This is a genomic window from Bacillus sp. ChL18, assembly GCF_026241425.1.
Lineage (GTDB): Bacteria > Bacillota > Bacilli > Bacillales > Bacillaceae > Bacillus > Bacillus velezensis.
Genome location: NZ_JAPHWE010000001.1, coordinates 1,578,427 through 1,594,870, shown reverse-complemented (window position 1 = coordinate 1,594,870; position 16,444 = coordinate 1,578,427). Strand labels below are relative to the sequence as shown.

Annotated in this window: 20 protein-coding genes and 1 pseudogene; 12 read left to right on the top strand and 9 right to left on the bottom strand. The window is 45.4% G+C overall.

The genetic code is table 11. The features are described from left to right. Position 1: 1 nt before the first annotated feature. Positions 2 to 1,414 (top strand): dihydrolipoyl dehydrogenase, encoded by a 1,413-nt coding sequence (lpdA, locus tag OQ477_RS07900; protein ID WP_007409663.1) that lies wholly within the window; start codon positions 2 to 4, stop codon positions 1,412 to 1,414. A 47-nt stretch (positions 1,415 to 1,461) separates the two neighbouring features. Here lpdA and OQ477_RS07895 read toward each other — a convergent pair whose 3' ends face one another. Continuing rightward, on the bottom strand, positions 1,462 to 1,836 hold the full coding sequence (locus tag OQ477_RS07895) for a hypothetical protein (protein ID WP_007409664.1): 375 nt from the start codon (positions 1,834 to 1,836) through the stop codon (positions 1,462 to 1,464). A gap of 248 nt (positions 1,837 to 2,084) precedes the next feature. Between OQ477_RS07895 and OQ477_RS07890 the strand changes: the two genes are divergently transcribed. After that, entirely contained in the window at positions 2,085 to 2,885 is an 801-nt protein-coding gene (locus tag OQ477_RS07890; protein WP_007409665.1) for a polysaccharide deacetylase family protein, read from the top strand. 113 nt (positions 2,886 to 2,998) lie between these two features. Beyond that, entirely contained in the window at positions 2,999 to 3,118 is a 120-nt protein-coding gene (locus OQ477_RS07885; RefSeq protein WP_003154518.1) for a GapA-binding peptide SR1P, read from the top strand. 47 nt (positions 3,119 to 3,165) lie between these two features. On the opposite strand, the gene OQ477_RS07880 is transcribed toward OQ477_RS07885, so the two are convergent. After that, on the bottom strand, positions 3,166 to 4,638 hold the full coding sequence (locus tag OQ477_RS07880) for an aminotransferase class I/II-fold pyridoxal phosphate-dependent enzyme (protein ID WP_265972005.1): 1,473 nt from the start codon (positions 4,636 to 4,638) through the stop codon (positions 3,166 to 3,168). A 179-nt stretch (positions 4,639 to 4,817) separates the two neighbouring features. Here OQ477_RS07880 and OQ477_RS07875 point away from each other — a divergent pair, with 179 nt between their 5' ends. Then, positions 4,818 to 5,084, top strand: coding sequence for a UPF0223 family protein (locus OQ477_RS07875; protein ID WP_265972003.1), 267 nt, complete (start codon positions 4,818 to 4,820; stop codon positions 5,082 to 5,084). A gap of 34 nt (positions 5,085 to 5,118) precedes the next feature. Here the strand turns inward: OQ477_RS07875 and OQ477_RS07870 are convergent, their stop codons facing one another. Next, positions 5,119 to 5,751 (bottom strand): DUF1054 domain-containing protein, encoded by a 633-nt coding sequence (locus OQ477_RS07870; RefSeq protein WP_007409668.1) that lies wholly within the window; start codon positions 5,749 to 5,751, stop codon positions 5,119 to 5,121. A 235-nt stretch (positions 5,752 to 5,986) separates the two neighbouring features. On the opposite strand from OQ477_RS07870, the gene OQ477_RS07865 reads away from it, so the two are divergent. The 3 genes from OQ477_RS07865 to OQ477_RS07855 all read left to right on the top strand — a co-directional run bounded on the left by OQ477_RS07865 (position 5,987) and on the right by OQ477_RS07855 (position 7,545). Then, positions 5,987 to 6,175 (top strand): hypothetical protein, encoded by a 189-nt coding sequence (locus OQ477_RS07865; RefSeq protein ID WP_003154513.1) that lies wholly within the window; start codon positions 5,987 to 5,989, stop codon positions 6,173 to 6,175. Positions 6,176 to 6,308: 133 nt separating this feature from the next. Further along, positions 6,309 to 7,106 carry an inositol-1-monophosphatase gene (gene suhB / locus OQ477_RS07860; RefSeq protein ID WP_017417710.1) on the top strand — a complete coding sequence of 266 codons (798 nt, stop codon included), beginning with the start codon at positions 6,309 to 6,311 and terminating at the stop codon, positions 7,104 to 7,106. Beyond that, positions 7,093 to 7,545 carry a GNAT family N-acetyltransferase gene (locus tag OQ477_RS07855; RefSeq protein WP_014417654.1) on the top strand — a complete coding sequence of 151 codons (453 nt, stop codon included), beginning with the start codon at positions 7,093 to 7,095 and terminating at the stop codon, positions 7,543 to 7,545. Before suhB ends, OQ477_RS07855 begins: the two co-directional genes overlap by 14 nt. 51 nt (positions 7,546 to 7,596) lie before the next feature. On the opposite strand, the gene OQ477_RS07850 is transcribed toward OQ477_RS07855, so the two are convergent. Then, positions 7,597 to 9,162, bottom strand: coding sequence for a M4 family metallopeptidase (locus OQ477_RS07850; RefSeq protein ID WP_032874795.1), 1,566 nt, complete (start codon positions 9,160 to 9,162; stop codon positions 7,597 to 7,599). Between the two features lie 366 nt (positions 9,163 to 9,528). Here OQ477_RS07850 and OQ477_RS07845 point away from each other — a divergent pair. Both OQ477_RS07845 and OQ477_RS07840 read left to right on the top strand, forming a co-directional pair. Further along, positions 9,529 to 9,663: pseudogene (locus tag OQ477_RS07845) on the top strand (RNA polymerase sigma factor); the annotation flags it as partial. Continuing rightward, positions 9,660 to 9,953, top strand: a complete 294-nt coding sequence (locus tag OQ477_RS07840; protein ID WP_007409673.1) for an anti-sigma factor family protein — start codon at positions 9,660 to 9,662, stop codon at positions 9,951 to 9,953. The pseudogene OQ477_RS07845 and the gene OQ477_RS07840, both read left to right, overlap by 4 nt. Positions 9,954 to 9,991: 38 nt before the next feature. Here the strand turns inward: OQ477_RS07840 and OQ477_RS07835 are convergent, their stop codons facing one another. Together OQ477_RS07835 and OQ477_RS07830 are read right to left on the bottom strand one after the other, a co-directional pair. Then, positions 9,992 to 10,609 (bottom strand): hypothetical protein, encoded by a 618-nt coding sequence (locus tag OQ477_RS07835; protein ID WP_265972001.1) that lies wholly within the window; start codon positions 10,607 to 10,609, stop codon positions 9,992 to 9,994. A gap of 311 nt (positions 10,610 to 10,920) precedes the next feature. Then, on the bottom strand, positions 10,921 to 11,109 hold the full coding sequence (locus tag OQ477_RS07830) for a YlaF family protein (protein ID WP_003154504.1): 189 nt from the start codon (positions 11,107 to 11,109) through the stop codon (positions 10,921 to 10,923). Between the two features lie 111 nt (positions 11,110 to 11,220). Between OQ477_RS07830 and typA the strand changes: the two genes are divergently transcribed. Both typA and OQ477_RS07820 read left to right on the top strand, forming a co-directional pair. After that, positions 11,221 to 13,059: a translational GTPase TypA gene (typA, locus tag OQ477_RS07825; RefSeq protein ID WP_007409675.1), complete on the top strand. Its 1,839-nt coding sequence runs from the start codon at positions 11,221 to 11,223 to the stop codon at positions 13,057 to 13,059. 56 nt (positions 13,060 to 13,115) lie between these two features. Further along, on the top strand, positions 13,116 to 13,436 hold the full coding sequence (locus OQ477_RS07820) for a YlaH-like family protein (protein ID WP_007611192.1): 321 nt from the start codon (positions 13,116 to 13,118) through the stop codon (positions 13,434 to 13,436). A 41-nt stretch (positions 13,437 to 13,477) separates the two neighbouring features. Here OQ477_RS07820 and OQ477_RS07815 read toward each other — a convergent pair whose 3' ends face one another. Further along, positions 13,478 to 13,687: a YlaI family protein gene (locus OQ477_RS07815; protein ID WP_007409677.1), complete on the bottom strand. Its 210-nt coding sequence runs from the start codon at positions 13,685 to 13,687 to the stop codon at positions 13,478 to 13,480. A gap of 100 nt (positions 13,688 to 13,787) precedes the next feature. Beyond that, positions 13,788 to 14,411: a YhcN/YlaJ family sporulation lipoprotein gene (locus OQ477_RS07810; RefSeq protein WP_012117484.1), complete on the bottom strand. Its 624-nt coding sequence runs from the start codon at positions 14,409 to 14,411 to the stop codon at positions 13,788 to 13,790. A gap of 154 nt (positions 14,412 to 14,565) precedes the next feature. Between OQ477_RS07810 and OQ477_RS07805 the strand changes: the two genes are divergently transcribed. After that, positions 14,566 to 15,894: a PhoH family protein gene (locus tag OQ477_RS07805; RefSeq protein WP_265971999.1), complete on the top strand. Its 1,329-nt coding sequence runs from the start codon at positions 14,566 to 14,568 to the stop codon at positions 15,892 to 15,894. On the opposite strand, the gene OQ477_RS07800 is transcribed toward OQ477_RS07805, so the two are convergent. Beyond that, positions 15,889 to 16,365 (bottom strand): peptidyl-prolyl cis-trans isomerase, encoded by a 477-nt coding sequence (locus OQ477_RS07800; RefSeq protein ID WP_265971998.1) that lies wholly within the window; start codon positions 16,363 to 16,365, stop codon positions 15,889 to 15,891. The two genes, OQ477_RS07805 and OQ477_RS07800, sit on opposite strands and share 6 nt — an antisense overlap. Between the last annotated feature and the right edge of the window lie 79 nt (positions 16,366 to 16,444).

The following is a 16,444-nucleotide window of genomic DNA, read 5'->3' as shown; positions in this document are numbered from 1 at the left end:
TATGGTAGTAGGAGATTTCCCTATTGAAACAGATACTCTTGTGATTGGTGCGGGACCCGGCGGCTATGTAGCTGCCATCCGCGCTGCTCAGCTTGGACAAAAAGTAACAGTCGTTGAAAAAGCAACTCTTGGAGGCGTTTGTCTGAATGTCGGTTGTATTCCTTCAAAAGCGCTCATCAATGCAGGCCATCGTTACGAGAATGCAAAACATTCAGATGACATGGGAATCACTGCTGAGAACGTAACGGTTGACTTTACAAAAGTCCAAGAATGGAAAGCTTCTGTTGTAAATAAGCTTACCGGCGGTGTTGCAGGTCTTTTAAAAGGAAATAAAGTGGACGTTATAAAAGGGGAAGCTTATTTCGTAGACAGCAACTCTGTCCGTGTAATGGATGAGAACTCTGCGCAAACATACACATTTAAAAACGCAATCATTGCTACCGGTTCTCGCCCTATCGAATTGCCAAACTTCAAATATAGCGAACGCGTTCTGAACTCTACAGGCGCACTTGCGCTTAAAGAAATTCCGAAAAAGCTCGTTGTTATCGGCGGCGGATATATCGGTACTGAGCTTGGAACAGCGTATGCGAACTTCGGAACTGAATTGGTTATTTTAGAAGGCGGAGATGAAATTCTTCCTGGCTTCGAAAAACAAATGAGTTCTCTCGTTACCCGCAGACTGAAGAAAAAAGGCAACGTTGAAATCCATACAAGCGCCATGGCTAAAGGCGTTGAGGAAAGACCTGACGGCGTAACAGTTACATTCGAAGTAAAAGGCGAAGAAAAAACGGTTGATGCTGATTACGTATTAATCACTGTCGGACGCCGTCCGAACACTGATGAGCTCGGCCTTGAGCAAGTCGGTATCGAAATGACTGACCGCGGTGTCATTAAAACAGACAAGCAGTGCCGCACAAACGTACCGAACATTTACGCAATCGGTGACATCATTGACGGACCTCCATTGGCTCACAAAGCGTCTTACGAAGGTAAAATCGCTGCGGAAGCTATTTCAGGAGAGCCGGCTGAAATCGATTACCTCGGTATTCCGGCGGTTGTATTCTCTGAGCCTGAACTGGCTTCTGTCGGTTACACTGAAGCACAGGCGAAAGAAGAAGGCATTGAAGTCGTTGCAGCTAAGTTCCCGTTTGCAGCGAACGGACGTGCGCTGTCTCTTAACGAAACTGACGGCTTCATGAAGCTGATCACTCGTAAAGAAGACGGTCTTGTAATCGGTGCGCAAATTGCCGGCGCAAGCGCTTCTGACATGATTTCTGAATTGAGTCTGGCGATCGAAGGCGGAATGACTGCTGAAGATATCGCAATGACAATTCACGCTCACCCGACATTGGGCGAAATCACTATGGAAGCTGCCGAAGTAGCAATCGGAAGCCCGATCCATATCGTAAAATAATAATGTAACAAAGAAACAGCCCCCGTTTGTAAAAGCGGGGGCTGTTTTTATTGTGCAAGCACATGCTGCATAGGTTTGATGATATCCTCTTTTTTCTTTACGGATCCCTCAATCTTCATGACCACATGCCGATGATTGATCACCATCAGCGCAGGGAACGTGTTGATTTCCTCTTCCCATCCCTTTCTGTTGTCATAAACCTTCATTTGATCGACATGATGGGGATATTTCTTTTCTAAATCAAGGATCGCATCGTAATAAGGCACTTCTTTATCTATATGATTTTCATCGGAAAAAAACAAGATTTGAGTGTGATGAATGCTGTCGATCCGGTTTTTTGTGAATGGACTGACAGTAGAAACCGAACAGCTTGACAGAACGAACAGCATCAAAAAAAAGGGAATCACCGTACGGTAGCGCATCTATCTTACTCCTCTGTTTTATATAATATATTGGTTCATCCATTTATAAGGACTATATCAAGTGTATCACGAGAGGTGAAAAACCTAAGGCTTGTTACTGAATTGTTATATAATTGAAACCGTTTTTAATGAAGAAATAATACGTGTGACAACTTGCGCAGCCGATGTGTAAAAAAGGCACATTGTTTTTCGTGAGAGCGCTGTTTTTTCGTTATACTGAGGGCAAAACCATATCAGGAGGGATTGTCATGTATAAAGCCGCTGCAGCCGTCATATGTATGTGCTTACTCGCCGGCTGCCAATCAAATGAAAAGATGCAAACAAACAAACCCCATTCTCAAGCCGCGGCCAATCACGCCAAACGGGAAAACCACCATACAAAAGAGGAAAAACAGAAAAAACAAAAGGCGGAGCCCCGTTACTATATCAATCCGAAAAGTTTTTCTGTGGAAAAAATGGATGAACAGAAAGAGAAAAAACCGATCGCATTGGTAACGATCGATGACGCGCCTGATCAGCATGCCGCTGAGATTGCGGATAAACTGCATGATCTCAATGCATCAGCGATCTTTTTTGTGAACGGACATTTTTTGAAAAAAGATGAAAATAAGAAAGCGCTTAAGCATATTCATGAGTTAGGTTTTATGATCGGAAATCATACAATGACTCATCAAAACTTAAAAGATCTTTCCGAACAAAAACAACGGGAAGAAATCATTGGCGTCAATAAAGCGGTTGAAAAGGTAATAGGAGAGAAACCCGCATTTTTCAGGGCGCCTTTCGGAAGCAATACGGACTACAGTGACAGACTTATAAAAAAAGAAGGTATGGTGAAAATGAACTGGACCTTCGGGTATGATTGGGATCAGAAATATCAATCCAAAAAAGCGCTTACCGATATCACACTGAACAGTCCTTATCTGCGGGACGGGGCCAACATATTGATGCATGACCGGAAATGGACGGCAGAAGCCATGCCGGACATTGTAAAAGGATTGCGTCATAAAGGATATACTGTTATTGACCCTCGAGCTATAAAAAGACCATAAAAAATAAATGTGTTATACAATTTATCGGTTGACATATTAAATGTGACATAATAATATAATAACAACAAGTGAAAATTAAGCGTTTTCAAATTCTGAGAAATGGGGAATGACAGATGGGTACAATTGTTTGCCAAGACTGTAACGAAGCGATTCATTACTTTGAGGATGAGAAGGTCACGACGTTATACGGAACATGCTGCGGACAATGCCAGTGTCATCTTGAAGAAGAGTAAAAAGCGTAAAAAGGCCCGAAACGATTTCGTTTCGGGCTTCTTTATGTTTATTGGATGGCTTTTTGCTCTTTGATCACTCTGATCATTTCAAGCGTTGCATCTTCGGGACCCTGCACAGGAAGGCCGGCGTCCAAGTTTTTAAAAATGTAGCTGATATTTTCTTCAGTAATGATCTCACCCGGAATAAAGATCGGAATTCCCGGCGGGTACACCATGACAAACTCTGCGATGATCCGTCCCGCGGATTCTTTTAACGGAATGACTTCCGTATTTGCGTAAAACGCGTCTCTTGGCGTCATCGCTAACAGAGGAATTTCAGGAAGCAGAACTTCGGTTTGCTGATGAGCATAGTCATTGGCGGAAGCCTGCTTTGAAATGTCTGTAAGCGCGCTTACAAGACGGTCGGCATCTCCTGCTCTGTCTCCGGGGGTGAAAATACATAAAATATTATACAAATCGGACAGCTCGACTTCGATATTATATGATTCGCGGAGCCATTTTTCAACGTCATGACCCGTCAGGCCGAAGTTTTTGACCGAAATGATTAATTTAGTCGGATCATAACTGAAGGCAGCTTTAGACCCTGTGATTTCTTCGCCGACACAGCGGATGCCTTCAATTTGATTGAGGCGTTCCCGTGTCTGATCCGCCAGCAGAATCGTATCTTCAAGAAGATCGCGGCCTTCTGTAGCGAGGCGTTTTCTTGCGACATCAAGTGAAGCGAGAAGCAGATAGGATGTTGACGTTGTCGTCAGCATGCTTAAAATCGACTGTACTCTTTCTTTGGAAACAAGGCCTTCTCTCACATTTAAAATGGAGCTCTGCGTCAGGGAGCCTCCCAATTTGTGCACACTAGTAGCTGCCATATCAGCGCCCGCCTGCATGGCGGACAGAGGAAGCTTTTCATGAAAATGAATATGCACGCCGTGCGCTTCATCGACAAGCACAGGCACATCGAAAGAATGCGCGAGCTTTACAATGCTGCTCAAGTCCGCTGCCACACCGAAGTACGTCGGATTTATGACAAGCAGGCCTTTTGCGTCAGGGTGCTCCGTCAAAGCCCGCTCGGCGGACTCAAGCGTAATGCCGTGAGAAATTCCGAGCTCATCGTCAATTTCCGGGTGTATAAAAATCGGCACCGCTCCGGAAAATACAATGGCCGACATAATGGATTTATGAACGTTTCTCGGGATGATGATTTTATCTCCGGGTCCGCATACGGCCATGACCATCGTCATAATGGCGCCGCTCGTCCCTTGTACGGAAAAGAAGGTATGGTCTGCGCCGAATGCTTCAGCGGCCAGATCCTGGGCTTCTTTAATGATGCCCTTTGGCGCATGTAAATCATCCAGAGGTTCGATATTAATTAAATCTATGCTTAACGCGTTTTCTCCGATAAATTGTCTGAATTCCGGGTCCATTCCCGCGCCTTTTTTATGGCCCGGAATGTGGAATTGGACAGGCTGTCTGTCCGCGTGCTTTTTCAGTCCGCTGTACAGGGGTGTTTCATGTTGCGGCAATTGTTTTCCCACCTTTATCATAATACCTACGGATTAGTTTGTATTACATTCAGTTTTATTACCCGTTTTTTAAACGTAAAACAAATGAATTATATTATGAACTTGAAAGAAAGTAAAGAACAATTTATGATCTATGGAAGATGCTTATTTTGAGCATGATTATAAAGGAGTGAAGACATTTGGAATATCAATATCCGATGAATGAGGACTGGACGACAGAGGAGGCCGTGGATGTCATTGCTTTTTTTCAGCAGGTGGAAAACGCCTATGAAAAAGGAGCTGACCGAGACAGACTTCTGAATGCGTACCGCCGCTTTAAAGAAATCGTTGCCGGGAAAGCGGAAGAAAAGAAAATCTGCAGCCAATTTGAAGCTGACAGCACCTATTCCCCGTATCGGACTGTGAAACAGGCGAAACAATCAGATCAAGCGATTATCAAAATGTAGACAAAGCGAGCCGGCAATCGGCCCGCTTTTTATGTTATGAGACTTTCTGAGTCAGTGTGTATAAAAAGGAAAGCTTCCTAAAAGCATCTTCAATGGTTTGCAGGAATTCATTGTTGTTCATGTTGATCACGTCTTCTTTTTGCAGCTGAATGCCGCACAAAAGCTCTGCTTTTTTCACTGTCTGCAGGCGTTCAAATAATGTTTTCAGCTGCTCCTGATCCATGTCGGACTGCTTGTACGCACCTGGCTTCGTATGATCCGGCGACCATACAAAATGACCGGGAATCTGTTTTGTGATGTCCTCCTGCTTCGCTTCCAGCAATCTGCCGTATTCCTCTTTTATCGGAGATTCATAAATGATGGCAAACCATACAAACATATGGGTGTCCCATAAACCGATCTGAAAGTGAGGGAGTTTCTTATACCCGCGTTTGCTGTTGGCAAAGGCAACCCAGCTGTCAGCCGGCGGGTTGACAGATCTTCTCGCGTGCTTGGCGACATGCGGGAACATTTCATCTCCTGTCAATGCTGACAATGTCGGTGCGAAATGCTCTCCTAACAAGGTCAGCTTCGGACGGACTTGTTCTTTTAACACCTCCATGCGCGGATCTAAACCTTCTATTGTAAATGTATCGAAGTCTTCTTTTGTAAAACGCATCTGAGTCATCTTTTTCCTCCTTATCGTAAGTATTCATATTTTACCACAGCCGCCGCCGGCCGCAAAAACATTGAGAACGTTTGAGCCGAGAGGATTGGGGTAAAAAACGAATAGGTAAACACACAATTTTAAGAATGTTGTTACAGCCGAATATAAGTTTCCATACGATATAAGAAGTATCATTAATAAATTGGGAAAATGGGATGCTTTTTTAACAAATGATCTCTGGAAGGGGCGAAAGACAATGAGGCAAGTGGTGAAGGAAGGATTCAGGGAGGAAAAAAATAACCGTGTAGCTGTCTGGAGACTAGAGGTTGATTATGAATTGGCAACCCTGTATGAGGCCATGCAAAAAGAGAATGAAGATCAAATCGATCTCAGCAAAAGAAAACTGGAACGTCTCAGAAAAGAATGGATTCGGCTTAACGGATAAAGAATAGTAAAAACGAACCGCAGGAAATGGTTCGTTTTTACGTGAGAAGGCATTTTTTTCATTTTCCTTGCTTTTTCATCGCCTTTATCAGTATGCTATAGAATAAGCTATACATAGAAAAGAGGTACACGGTATGACAAATTGGACGGAAATTGATGATATCGCAAAAAAATGGGTAAAAGAAGCCGGAACGAGAATCAGACAATCCATGCAGGAAAGCTTGACGATTGAAACAAAATCAAATCCGAATGATTTAGTCACAAATATTGATAAAGAGACGGAACGCTTTTTCATTGACCGTATACAAGGAACTTTTCCCGGACACCGGATTCTCGGAGAAGAAGGGCAGGGGGATAAACTCCGCTCCCTTGACGGAATTGTCTGGATCATTGATCCGATTGACGGAACGATGAATTTTGTCCATCAAAAGCGGCATTTCGCGATCTCCATCGGCATCTTTGAAGACGGAAAAGGCAAAATCGGCTTAATTTATGATGTGATGCAGGACGAACTGTATCACGCATTCAGCGGAAAAGGGGCTTATCTGAACAATACGCCGCTTGCTCCTTTAAAAGAAGCTTCCATTGAAGAAGCCATTATTGCAATCAATGCCACATGGGTGACGGAAAACAGAAGGATTGACCCGAGTATTTTGGCGCCGCTCGTAAAACGGGTCAGAGGAACGCGTTCCTACGGTTCGGCGGCACTTGAGCTGGCCAGTGTTGCGGCCGGCCGCATTGACGCATACATTACGATGAGGCTCGCGCCGTGGGATTACGCTGCCGGCTGCGTGCTGCTGAACGAAGTCGGGGGCATTTACACGACCACAGACGGCGAACCGTTTACGTTTTTAGACAACCACAGCGTGCTTGCGGGCAATCCGGCAATACATAAAATTATCTTTGACGACTATTTACATGCTGACAGGTAGAGATTTTGAAGAAGAAGATCTCGGGTTTCTGGAGCAGCTGGCGGCATCACACCCGGTGTGGAAAAGCGAAGAGTTCGGAACAAAAAATGCGGCGGAGTTTATGCTTGCATACTCCATGTACAATGGAACGTGGCTCGTATGGGAGATTGACGGCGCTCCTGCCGCCGTCAGTTTTCATTTGGAATGGGCGCCTTCAAACGGAAAACCGTGGCTCGGAACCGTGGCCGTCGCTCCGGAGGCAAAAGAGAAAGGAATCGGACGCGCGGTCATTGAAGAGATTGCGGGCCGGCTGAGAGGGGAGCATAAAGCGATGTTTTCAGCCGTTCCCCTGGACAGGCAGGAATGGGTTTTGTTTTTAAGCCAATGCGGCTTTGAACAGCTTAAGCTTGAAAAAGACGATCGGGAAAAAACATATATGATCATGGTGAAGCCATTGTGAAATGTTTCAGATATAAAAAAGAGACCGGATTTCTCCGGTCTCTTTTCTTGTTTACAAGCCGACCGCATTCCAGGCCGCTTCTACGCTTGCAGCGTCTTGAGAGCCGTAAAGGTCCCGCGCTGATTGAATCAAAGCTGCTTTTGCATCTTTAAAGTTTGATGACGGAGTGAGATATACCGTTAGTGCGCGATAGTAAATCTGCTCCGCTTTTTTCACGCCGATTTTTGTAATCGTGTTGTAAGCGGCTTTGTTCGGAATTCCGCTGTTTGTATGCACGCCGCCGTAGTCGCCGGCATCAGTGTTCGGAAGGTTTCGATAATTTTTGTAATGGTCGGGCTGTCCGTATTTTGTCGGAGTGGATAAACTGCGGAGAGCCGGCTGGCTGACCGTAATATCTTCACCGATATCCCAGTCCTCAGTATCATTGAAGTATCCGAATACATCAGAGAAGGATTCGTTTAAAGCGCCCGGCTGATTTTCATAGTTCAGGTTGGCTGTTTCCTGTGTAACGCCGTGTGTCATTTCATGGGCCGTTACGTCCATTGAACCGGAAAGAGGCGAGAAGAATGAGCCGTCACCGTCACCGTAAATCATTTGGTCGCCGATCCAGGCCGCGTTATTGTATTTGCTGCCGTAATGAACGGAAGATACGATTTTGCCGCCTTTATTGTCGTAGCTGTTGCGTTTAAACGTCTGATAGAAATAATCGTACACTTTGCCGAGATTGTAATGCGCATCAACGGCAGCGCGCTGAGAAGAAGTTGTGAACTGGTTTGTAGTGCTTGATACGAGCGTGCCCGGCAGGTTATATTGTCGGTTTTGCAGATCGTACGTAATAATTTGCGTTCCAGTAGGTTTAGAAAGATCACGCATTACGTATTTGCCGCTTTCAGAAGAAATATTTAATGAGACCGTTTTTCCTTTAAGAGTCGTACCTGTTCCGGTTGCAGCGGCATGCTCCACTTTGTTTTGCTTTTTCAGGACTTTCCCTGTTTCCGCATCAACGGTTACTTCCCAGTTAGCTGGTTCCGGTTCGATGTAGCGGATGGTTACATCATAGGCGAGGCGGTATTTACCGTCTTTTGTGGCCGCTGCTTTCAGCTCGGCTTTGTTTTTGTTTGCAACGTTGCCGTTAGAGACGGCTTCAGGTGATTTGCCGATTGCTTTAAAAGCATGATCCAGCGCCTGATTTGCAGATAATTTTTTGCTGTTTGCCGTTTTGGCAGAAGCATCGTTGTTTAATTCACCGTTAATCGCATAGACATTGTTGGATTTATCGACGTGAATAATGACTTGCGAGTCTTTCACAGGCACACCGTTAACGACAGGCACATAACGGAAGTGCTTGTAGCCGAGATCATCAGTCGTGTGGTCAATCAGCTTCAGTCTCTCAGAAGGGTTGCCTTTGAAGACTTTGCCGTTTTGTTTCAAGTATTGCTTGATTGCTTTGTCACTGACTGAAGGCAATTCAGATTGCACCAAAGAATGCTTCGGCACAAAGTTCGTCAGGTTTTCTTTAAGCTGAGGATTCTCAGCGGCCTGAACACCCGGAAGACTGATGGTTAAACTCATAAAGGAAGCGGCGACAGCAACAGACAATTTCTTACCTAAACCCACAATAAATCCCCCTTTTTGAAAATAATGAAAACTTATATTGTTATAATAAACCAGCATTCTCTCATTCTGCAATATAAAACTAGACTCCGCTGATGAATTGATAGAATCGTCCCGGAAAGGCTTCCGGCGGCCAGCATCGGGGGATAAGCCGAGAGGCACGTGTTGAATCAGACATGAGTCGAATGATGCGATTTATTCTGAAAAAAATGACAAATGAAGTCGGGAAAAATGATAGGGGAAAAATGTTCCGATCTGTAAAACTTTTTTTATAGCCGTTTGTCTAAACGGGTGAGGCCTTAATAAACGAAAAGGATTGTTTCAGATGTCAGAGATTTTTAGTCATTTTATTCAGCATTTCGACAGGTATTTCAAGAGCTGTCTTACGAAGAGATTGCTGATGTTTTGGATTGGAGTCTTTCGAAGGTGAAGAGCACCCTGTACAGGGCAAGAATGCAGCTGAAACAGCACTTGGCGGAAAAAAGGAAGGACGGACAGATATGACTTGCTGTTTAGTGAGAGATTTACTCCCTTTATATATTGAAGGCGATTGTGAAACAGAAACGGAGCGGTTTATTTCCCGCCATCTTGAATCATGCGGTAAGTGCGGGAGTTTATATCATATGATGAAGGAGCCGCTTGACCTCGGCAGCCCTGAGATGAAGGCGCCCGCCTGTTATGCAGAAGAAGAAAGGCGGTTTAAGGAACGGTATTACGGGAAGCTGCTGATAAAAGCAGCCTGTTTGTTCGGCGCTGTTTTCTTTATCATGCTGATCCTTAAACTGCTGATTTAAAAAAACGCCCGGCTGAATGACCGGGCGTTTTAATCCGTTTACTCAGCCGGATGAAAGGCTGTATAAATGCCTTCAAGCAATTCCTGGGGCAGTGAATTAAAGAATCCGGCACACAGCTTTGCTTCTTTTTTTCCTGCTCCTGCTTTTTCAGCAAGGTCCTGATCAAACGTAAACACACCGTCTTCTTCAATCAGCGCAGATTGAAGGATATGAAGACTTTGGGAAAAAGCGGTGAACAGCTGATCAACGATAAGGGCCTCTTTTTCCGTAAAGCCGAGCTCCACCGCTTTTTCTTTATTAAATGTATATTCGCCGTCCGTTTTCTCAATACATTGGGAAAGGACGGTTAAAAATTCCGTTGAGCTGTCCCACAGCTTTTGAATGGTCTGGGCTTGTTCTTGATCTAATCCCAATTCAACCGCTTTTTCACCGTCAAAATAATAGACACCGTCTTTTTCGTAAATCGATTGGCTGATGATGTCAATGAGTTTTGCCGCGTCTTCCGGTGTTTTCTCTGCGGAAGCCTGCAGGACATGCGGTTCATTTGCCTGGATCGTTTTTGCGCCGGCAGAATCAAGCGGACTGAATGCAAGCAAGGCGGCTGAGGCGGTTGCGGCGGCAGTTACAGCGGTTTTCTTCAAAAAAGATGTTTTCATTTCATTCTCTCCTTGTCATGTGTATTTGCTTACAGCCACAAGTATAAAAAGACAATGATGGAATTGATATAGGAGGTATGGTATTTTCTGCATAACGTTGCCGGACTATTTCAGACTTCATTTTCTGAGGGAATCTGCTGATGTAACTAGAGTGGGGGCCGTCATTTCCGGCTTCCTGACTAGGCGGCGGGGGAGATAAGCCTTACATCCTCAGCCTGTTTTGAGGATGTAAAAAAGCCTGAATCTTTGATTCAGGCTTCATTAGATATTGTGCTTTTCATGTTTACGGAATTTTGCAAAGGGTCATGCTTTTAATCAAGCAGTCCCTGTTCGCGCATTTTTTTCTTTACGGTGAAACCGCTTCCCATCATGGCGATAACGAGAACAATGCTTCCGATGATGCCCCATGCGCTTTTCTCAGCGATTGATACGCCGATCAGCATCATGCTGAAGACTGCTGCGAATGCAAATAATAATAAGAGCCAATTCAATTTTTTCATATTTCCATCCCCTTTAACGTCATACTTTCAGTTTACAGAAAAACGTAACGCTTTTAAAGAGGATGTGTGGTATAATATGAAAGTTATCTAATTTTTTTAGGAGATGAAAATGTGAAACTTCGAAACGATCTTCGCAACATCGCGATTATTGCCCACGTTGACCATGGGAAAACGACTTTGGTAGACCAATTGCTTCACCAAGCCGGAACATTCCGTGCCAACGAAAATATTGCCGAACGCGCAATGGATTCAAACGATCTTGAACGTGAACGCGGTATTACAATTCTTGCGAAAAATACTGCGATTAACTATAAAGATACACGCATTAATATTTTGGACACTCCGGGACACGCCGACTTCGGCGGAGAGGTAGAACGGATTATGAAAATGGTTGACGGCGTTCTGTTAGTCGTTGACGCATATGAAGGCTGCATGCCGCAAACCCGTTTCGTACTGAAAAAAGCCCTTGAGCAGAACTTAAATCCGGTTGTCGTCGTAAACAAAATCGACCGTGATTTCGCCCGCCCGGAAGAAGTCATTGATGAAGTGCTTGATTTGTTCATCGAGCTTGACGCAAACGAACAACAGCTTGAGTTCCCTGTCGTCTACGCTTCTGCGATTAACGGAACGGCAAGTCTGGATCCGAAAAAGCAGGACGAAAATATGGAATCACTGTATGAAACGATTCTTGAACATGTCCCTGCCCCGGTAGATAACGCCGAAGAGCCTCTTCAATTCCAAGTGGCGCTGCTTGATTACAATGATTATGTCGGCCGTATCGGTATCGGACGCGTTTTCCGCGGCACGATGAAAGTGGGTCAGCAGGTTTCATTGATGAAACTTGACGGAACGGTAAAATCATTCCGCGTAACGAAAATCTTCGGTTTCCAAGGATTGAAACGCGTGGAAATTGAAGAAGCGAGAGCGGGAGACCTCGTTGCCGTTTCGGGCATGGAAGACATCAACGTCGGTGAAACGGTTTGTCCGGCTGACCACCATGAGCCGCTGCCGGTTCTGCGCATTGATGAGCCTACGCTTCAAATGACATTTGTTGTAAACAACAGCCCGTTTGCAGGCCGTGAAGGCAAATATGTCACAGCCCGCAAAATTGAAGAGCGTCTGAACGCGCAGCTTCAAACAGACGTCAGTCTTCGTGTCGAACCGACTGCATCACCTGACGCATGGGTTGTTTCAGGACGCGGTGAGCTTCACCTGTCCATTTTAATTGAAAACATGCGCCGTGAAGGCTATGAGCTTCAAGTGTCTAAACCTGAAGTTATCATTAAGGAAATCGACGGCGTAAGCTGCGAGCCTGTTGAGCGCGTGCAGATTGACGTGCCTGAAGAGCATACCGGTTCTGTTATGGAATCAATGGGTGCGAGAAAAGGCGAAATGCTTGATATGATTAATAACGGAAACGGCCAGGTCCGCCTGATCTTTACCGTACCTTCACGCGGACTCATCGGCTATTCTACTGAGTTTCTGTCACTGACACGCGGTTTCGGTATCCTGAACCACACGTTTGACAGCTATCAGCCGATGCAAAAAGGCCAAGTCGGAGGCCGACGTCAGGGTGTGCTCGTTTCCATGGAAAACGGAAAAGCGACATCTTACGGAATTCAAGGTATTGAAGACCGCGGCGTCATCTTCGTTGAGCCTGGAACAGAAGTATATGAAGGCATGATTGTCGGCGAACATAACCGTGACAATGACCTTGTCGTCAATGTCAGCAAAATGAAACAGCAGACAAACGTCCGTTCCGCTACGAAGGATCAAACGACTACGATTAAGAAAGCGCGCATTATGTCGCTTGAAGAATCACTCGAGTACTTAAACGAAGATGAATACTGTGAAGTAACGCCGGAATCCATCCGTTTAAGAAAGAAAATCCTGAATAAAAACGAACGTGAAAAAGCGGCGAAAAAGAAAAAAACAGCAGGAATGTCTTAATCACTTGCAGAATTTGAAGAGGTAGAACCCGAACGGAAAAGGGGAGGGGGATCCTTTTGAATGAAGTAAGTGAACGGCTGTCGTTCTTTGCGGCTCTTTACCAAGTGGATGAGCATCCGCTGACGGGAATGTGGCTGTTATACGGAACGATCGTCGTGCTTTCGGTGATTGTATTTAAACTCGGCTTTGCCAAACGGCTGCCGGTGTTGAAGGCTGCGGCAGTTTATCTCTTTCTCGTGCTCGGCTGCACCGTACTGACTTTTTTCGGTGTGTTTCTGCCGGTCGGAGAAGGGCTTGTTGTCGCCGCCTTGATTTTGATCGTTTACAAAATCCGTCTGCACCAGTCCAAAAAAAGCCAGTCAGCTAAACCGCAATAAAAAAATGACCTTGCCTTCCGGCGGGTCATTTTTTATTCGGTTTATTTTTTCAGTTTATCTTTTTTCGCTTTTTGTCCGGGATGAAAGGAAAAGTGTCCGGTATTCAGCCGCGCCTCCGTTTTGACTTTGATTCGGTCATGGCATTCCCGGCACATATATGTATGAATCGGACGATTGCGGAGGCGTTTGGCTGTCAGTGTTTCATCATCAATTTGTTCGATTTTGTCGCAAATGGAACATTTTACTCTCATTGATTTCACCTCTTTCACTATGACAAGCATTATATCATGGATGCCCCTCCTGCCAAAGGGAAAGAAAGCAGCGCCCTTCCTTTGGAGCGGGCGCTGCTTTTTACCGGCGGTTTTTCATATGATGATCCGATTGATCGTTCTGTTCGTTCTGCAGCTTGTTCTGGTCTCTTTGGTTCAGCTGATCATCATTTGATTGAGTCGGTGATTCTTTTTCATTGTCGGTCACATCATTCGGGACTTCCGGCATGACACGACCGACGATGGCGGCAAGTTCGTCCAAAATGCCTGAAACGGGGCGGCCGGCCTTAATGTCGCTGCCCATGCCTCTCAGACGGGAAACCGTATCAGGATCAGCCACGACAACGGCATTGGCGCCGTAAGGATCGTTTTTTAACGCCTGGGCAACCGTGTATTTAATGCTCTCCACTTTGCTTCTTTCTAAATTGTCATCCACATCGATACCGACAACGGAGTATCTTCCGAGTACAACCGCGGTGGCATCTGAAATGCCGGGGATTTTTTCGGTTACCTCGACGAGATGCTTAGCGATGTCTGTCCGGCCGGGATTTTCAGCTGTCTCAGGAGCCGTATTTTTCACATGGATCGGTTTTGCATCGCGCTGATCGGCTGATTCGTTCTGAATATTGCGGCCGCGGCCGTCCTGTACAGCAGTGCAGCCGGTCAGGATAAACAAGGCTTGTATGATAATGAAAAGAATTCGCACGTCAGATTTCCTCCTTGAATGCTTTCATTTATTTTATTGTTGAATTAACCTTCTATCTTTATTCACCAAATCATATATTTTAGCAGGCATCCCCGTTATTCGCGGAAAGAGAAGCACACGATGGGCTTTGATCCTTATTTCAGGAGGCTGAGACTTGAGTAAAATTTATGTGTTAGATACGAATGTACTTTTGCAGGATCCTAACGCCATTTTTTCCTTTGAAGAAAACGAAGTTGTCATCCCCGCCGTCGTGCTGGAAGAGGTCGATTCAAAAAAGCGGTATATGGACGAGGTCGGGAGAAATGCGAGGCACGTATCTAAGCTGATAGACGGGCTCAGGGAGAAAGGAAGGCTGCACGAAAAAGTTCCGCTTGAAAGCGGAGGAACGCTCAGAATTGAACTGAACCACCGGTCATTTCACCAGCTCCAAGAAATTTTTATCGAAAAAACGAATGATAACCGCATTTTGGCGGTGGCAAAAAATTTAAGCCTTGAGGAGGAAACGAAAGAAAACGGCCGCCTCGTCATCCTGGTCAGCAAAGATGTGCTTGTCAGGGTAAAGGCGGATGCCATCGGGCTTTTGGCGGAGGACTTTTTAAACGACAGAGTCGTTGACCATGATGAAATATATAGCGGGTACAAAGATATATTTATGAATAAAGAGCGATTTGCCTCATTTTATAAAAACAAACAAATTTCAGTCAAGGAGCTTCAGCAGCATCAGGTTTATCCGAATCAATTTGTGCTGATGAAAGATGAATTAGGAGGATCTTCGTCTGCGGTCGGCATGACAGATAAGAAAGGCGAGACCGTAAAAAGACTCGTTTTCGATGATGAGCACGTATGGGGTATCAGGCCGAAGAACGTTCAGCAGACAATGGCGCTTGAACTCCTGCTGAGGGAAGATATCCCGCTTGTCACCCTGATCGGAAAAGCGGGAACGGGTAAAACCTTGCTTGCTCTCGCGGCAGGGCTTCTGCAGACGGAGGATCTCGGGATTTATAAAAAACTGATCGTCGCGCGTCCCATCGTCCCGGTGGGAAAGGATATCGGATATTTGCCGGGCGAAAAAGAGGAAAAGCTCAAGCCGTGGATGCAGCCGATCTTTGATAATCTTGAATTTTTATTCAATGCGAAAAAGCCGGGTGAACTTGAAGCGATTTTGGCAGGAATCGGATCGATTCAGGTGGAGGCGCTGACATACATTCGGGGAAGAAGCATTCCGGATCAGTTTATTATTATTGATGAGGCTCAGAATTTGACGAGGCACGAGGTCAAAACGCTTTTGACTCGGGTGGGAGAGGGCAGCAAAATTGTCTTGATGGGCGATCCGGAGCAAATAGATCACCCATACTTAGACAGTTTAAACAACGGACTTGCTTATGTTGTAGAACGGTTTAAAGAACAAACCGTCTCCGGCAGCTTGAAGCTTGTGAAAGGTGAGAGATCCGGCCTTGCACAGCTTGCCGCCGATTTGTTATAAAACTTCGATTTCTGTGACGCCCGTTATCGGTTTTTCAAAGTCTCTGTCCACGTAAAAATGGACCGGGCCGCCGTCTTGAAGGGGTTTCCCCGCATCGCTGAAATGCGCGATTGCGTCCATCGCCTTTTCGAGCGGCACTTCGGTTCTTTCTGATTTTGAAATAAATGCGCACAGGACAGCGCTTTCTTTCGGCTCGGCATTTGCTAAAACAGCGCCGAGCTTCATGGCGAAGCTGCCGTTCATCAGTCTTTCTTTTTCATAACGTTTTTCGCTTTTTAAAGTCGGCGGCGAAATGCGCCCTTCTCTGATCACCCGTTCCGGATCAAGCGTATGCTCCTGGGTTTCTGCAGAGCCGTCCGGATGAACGGGCTGATTTTTTTCAAACGGAAACTTGCGGTCATCGAAAATCCAGACACTCGGATCAATTGTAATCGGGTATGTAACGTTGCCTTTTACTTGAATAACGCTCATGGTGAAGCCCCCCTTTACTTAAAGTATAAAAGTTTTCGCATGAATTGTCACTTTGCGTCGCAAATTAGATGTATACAAC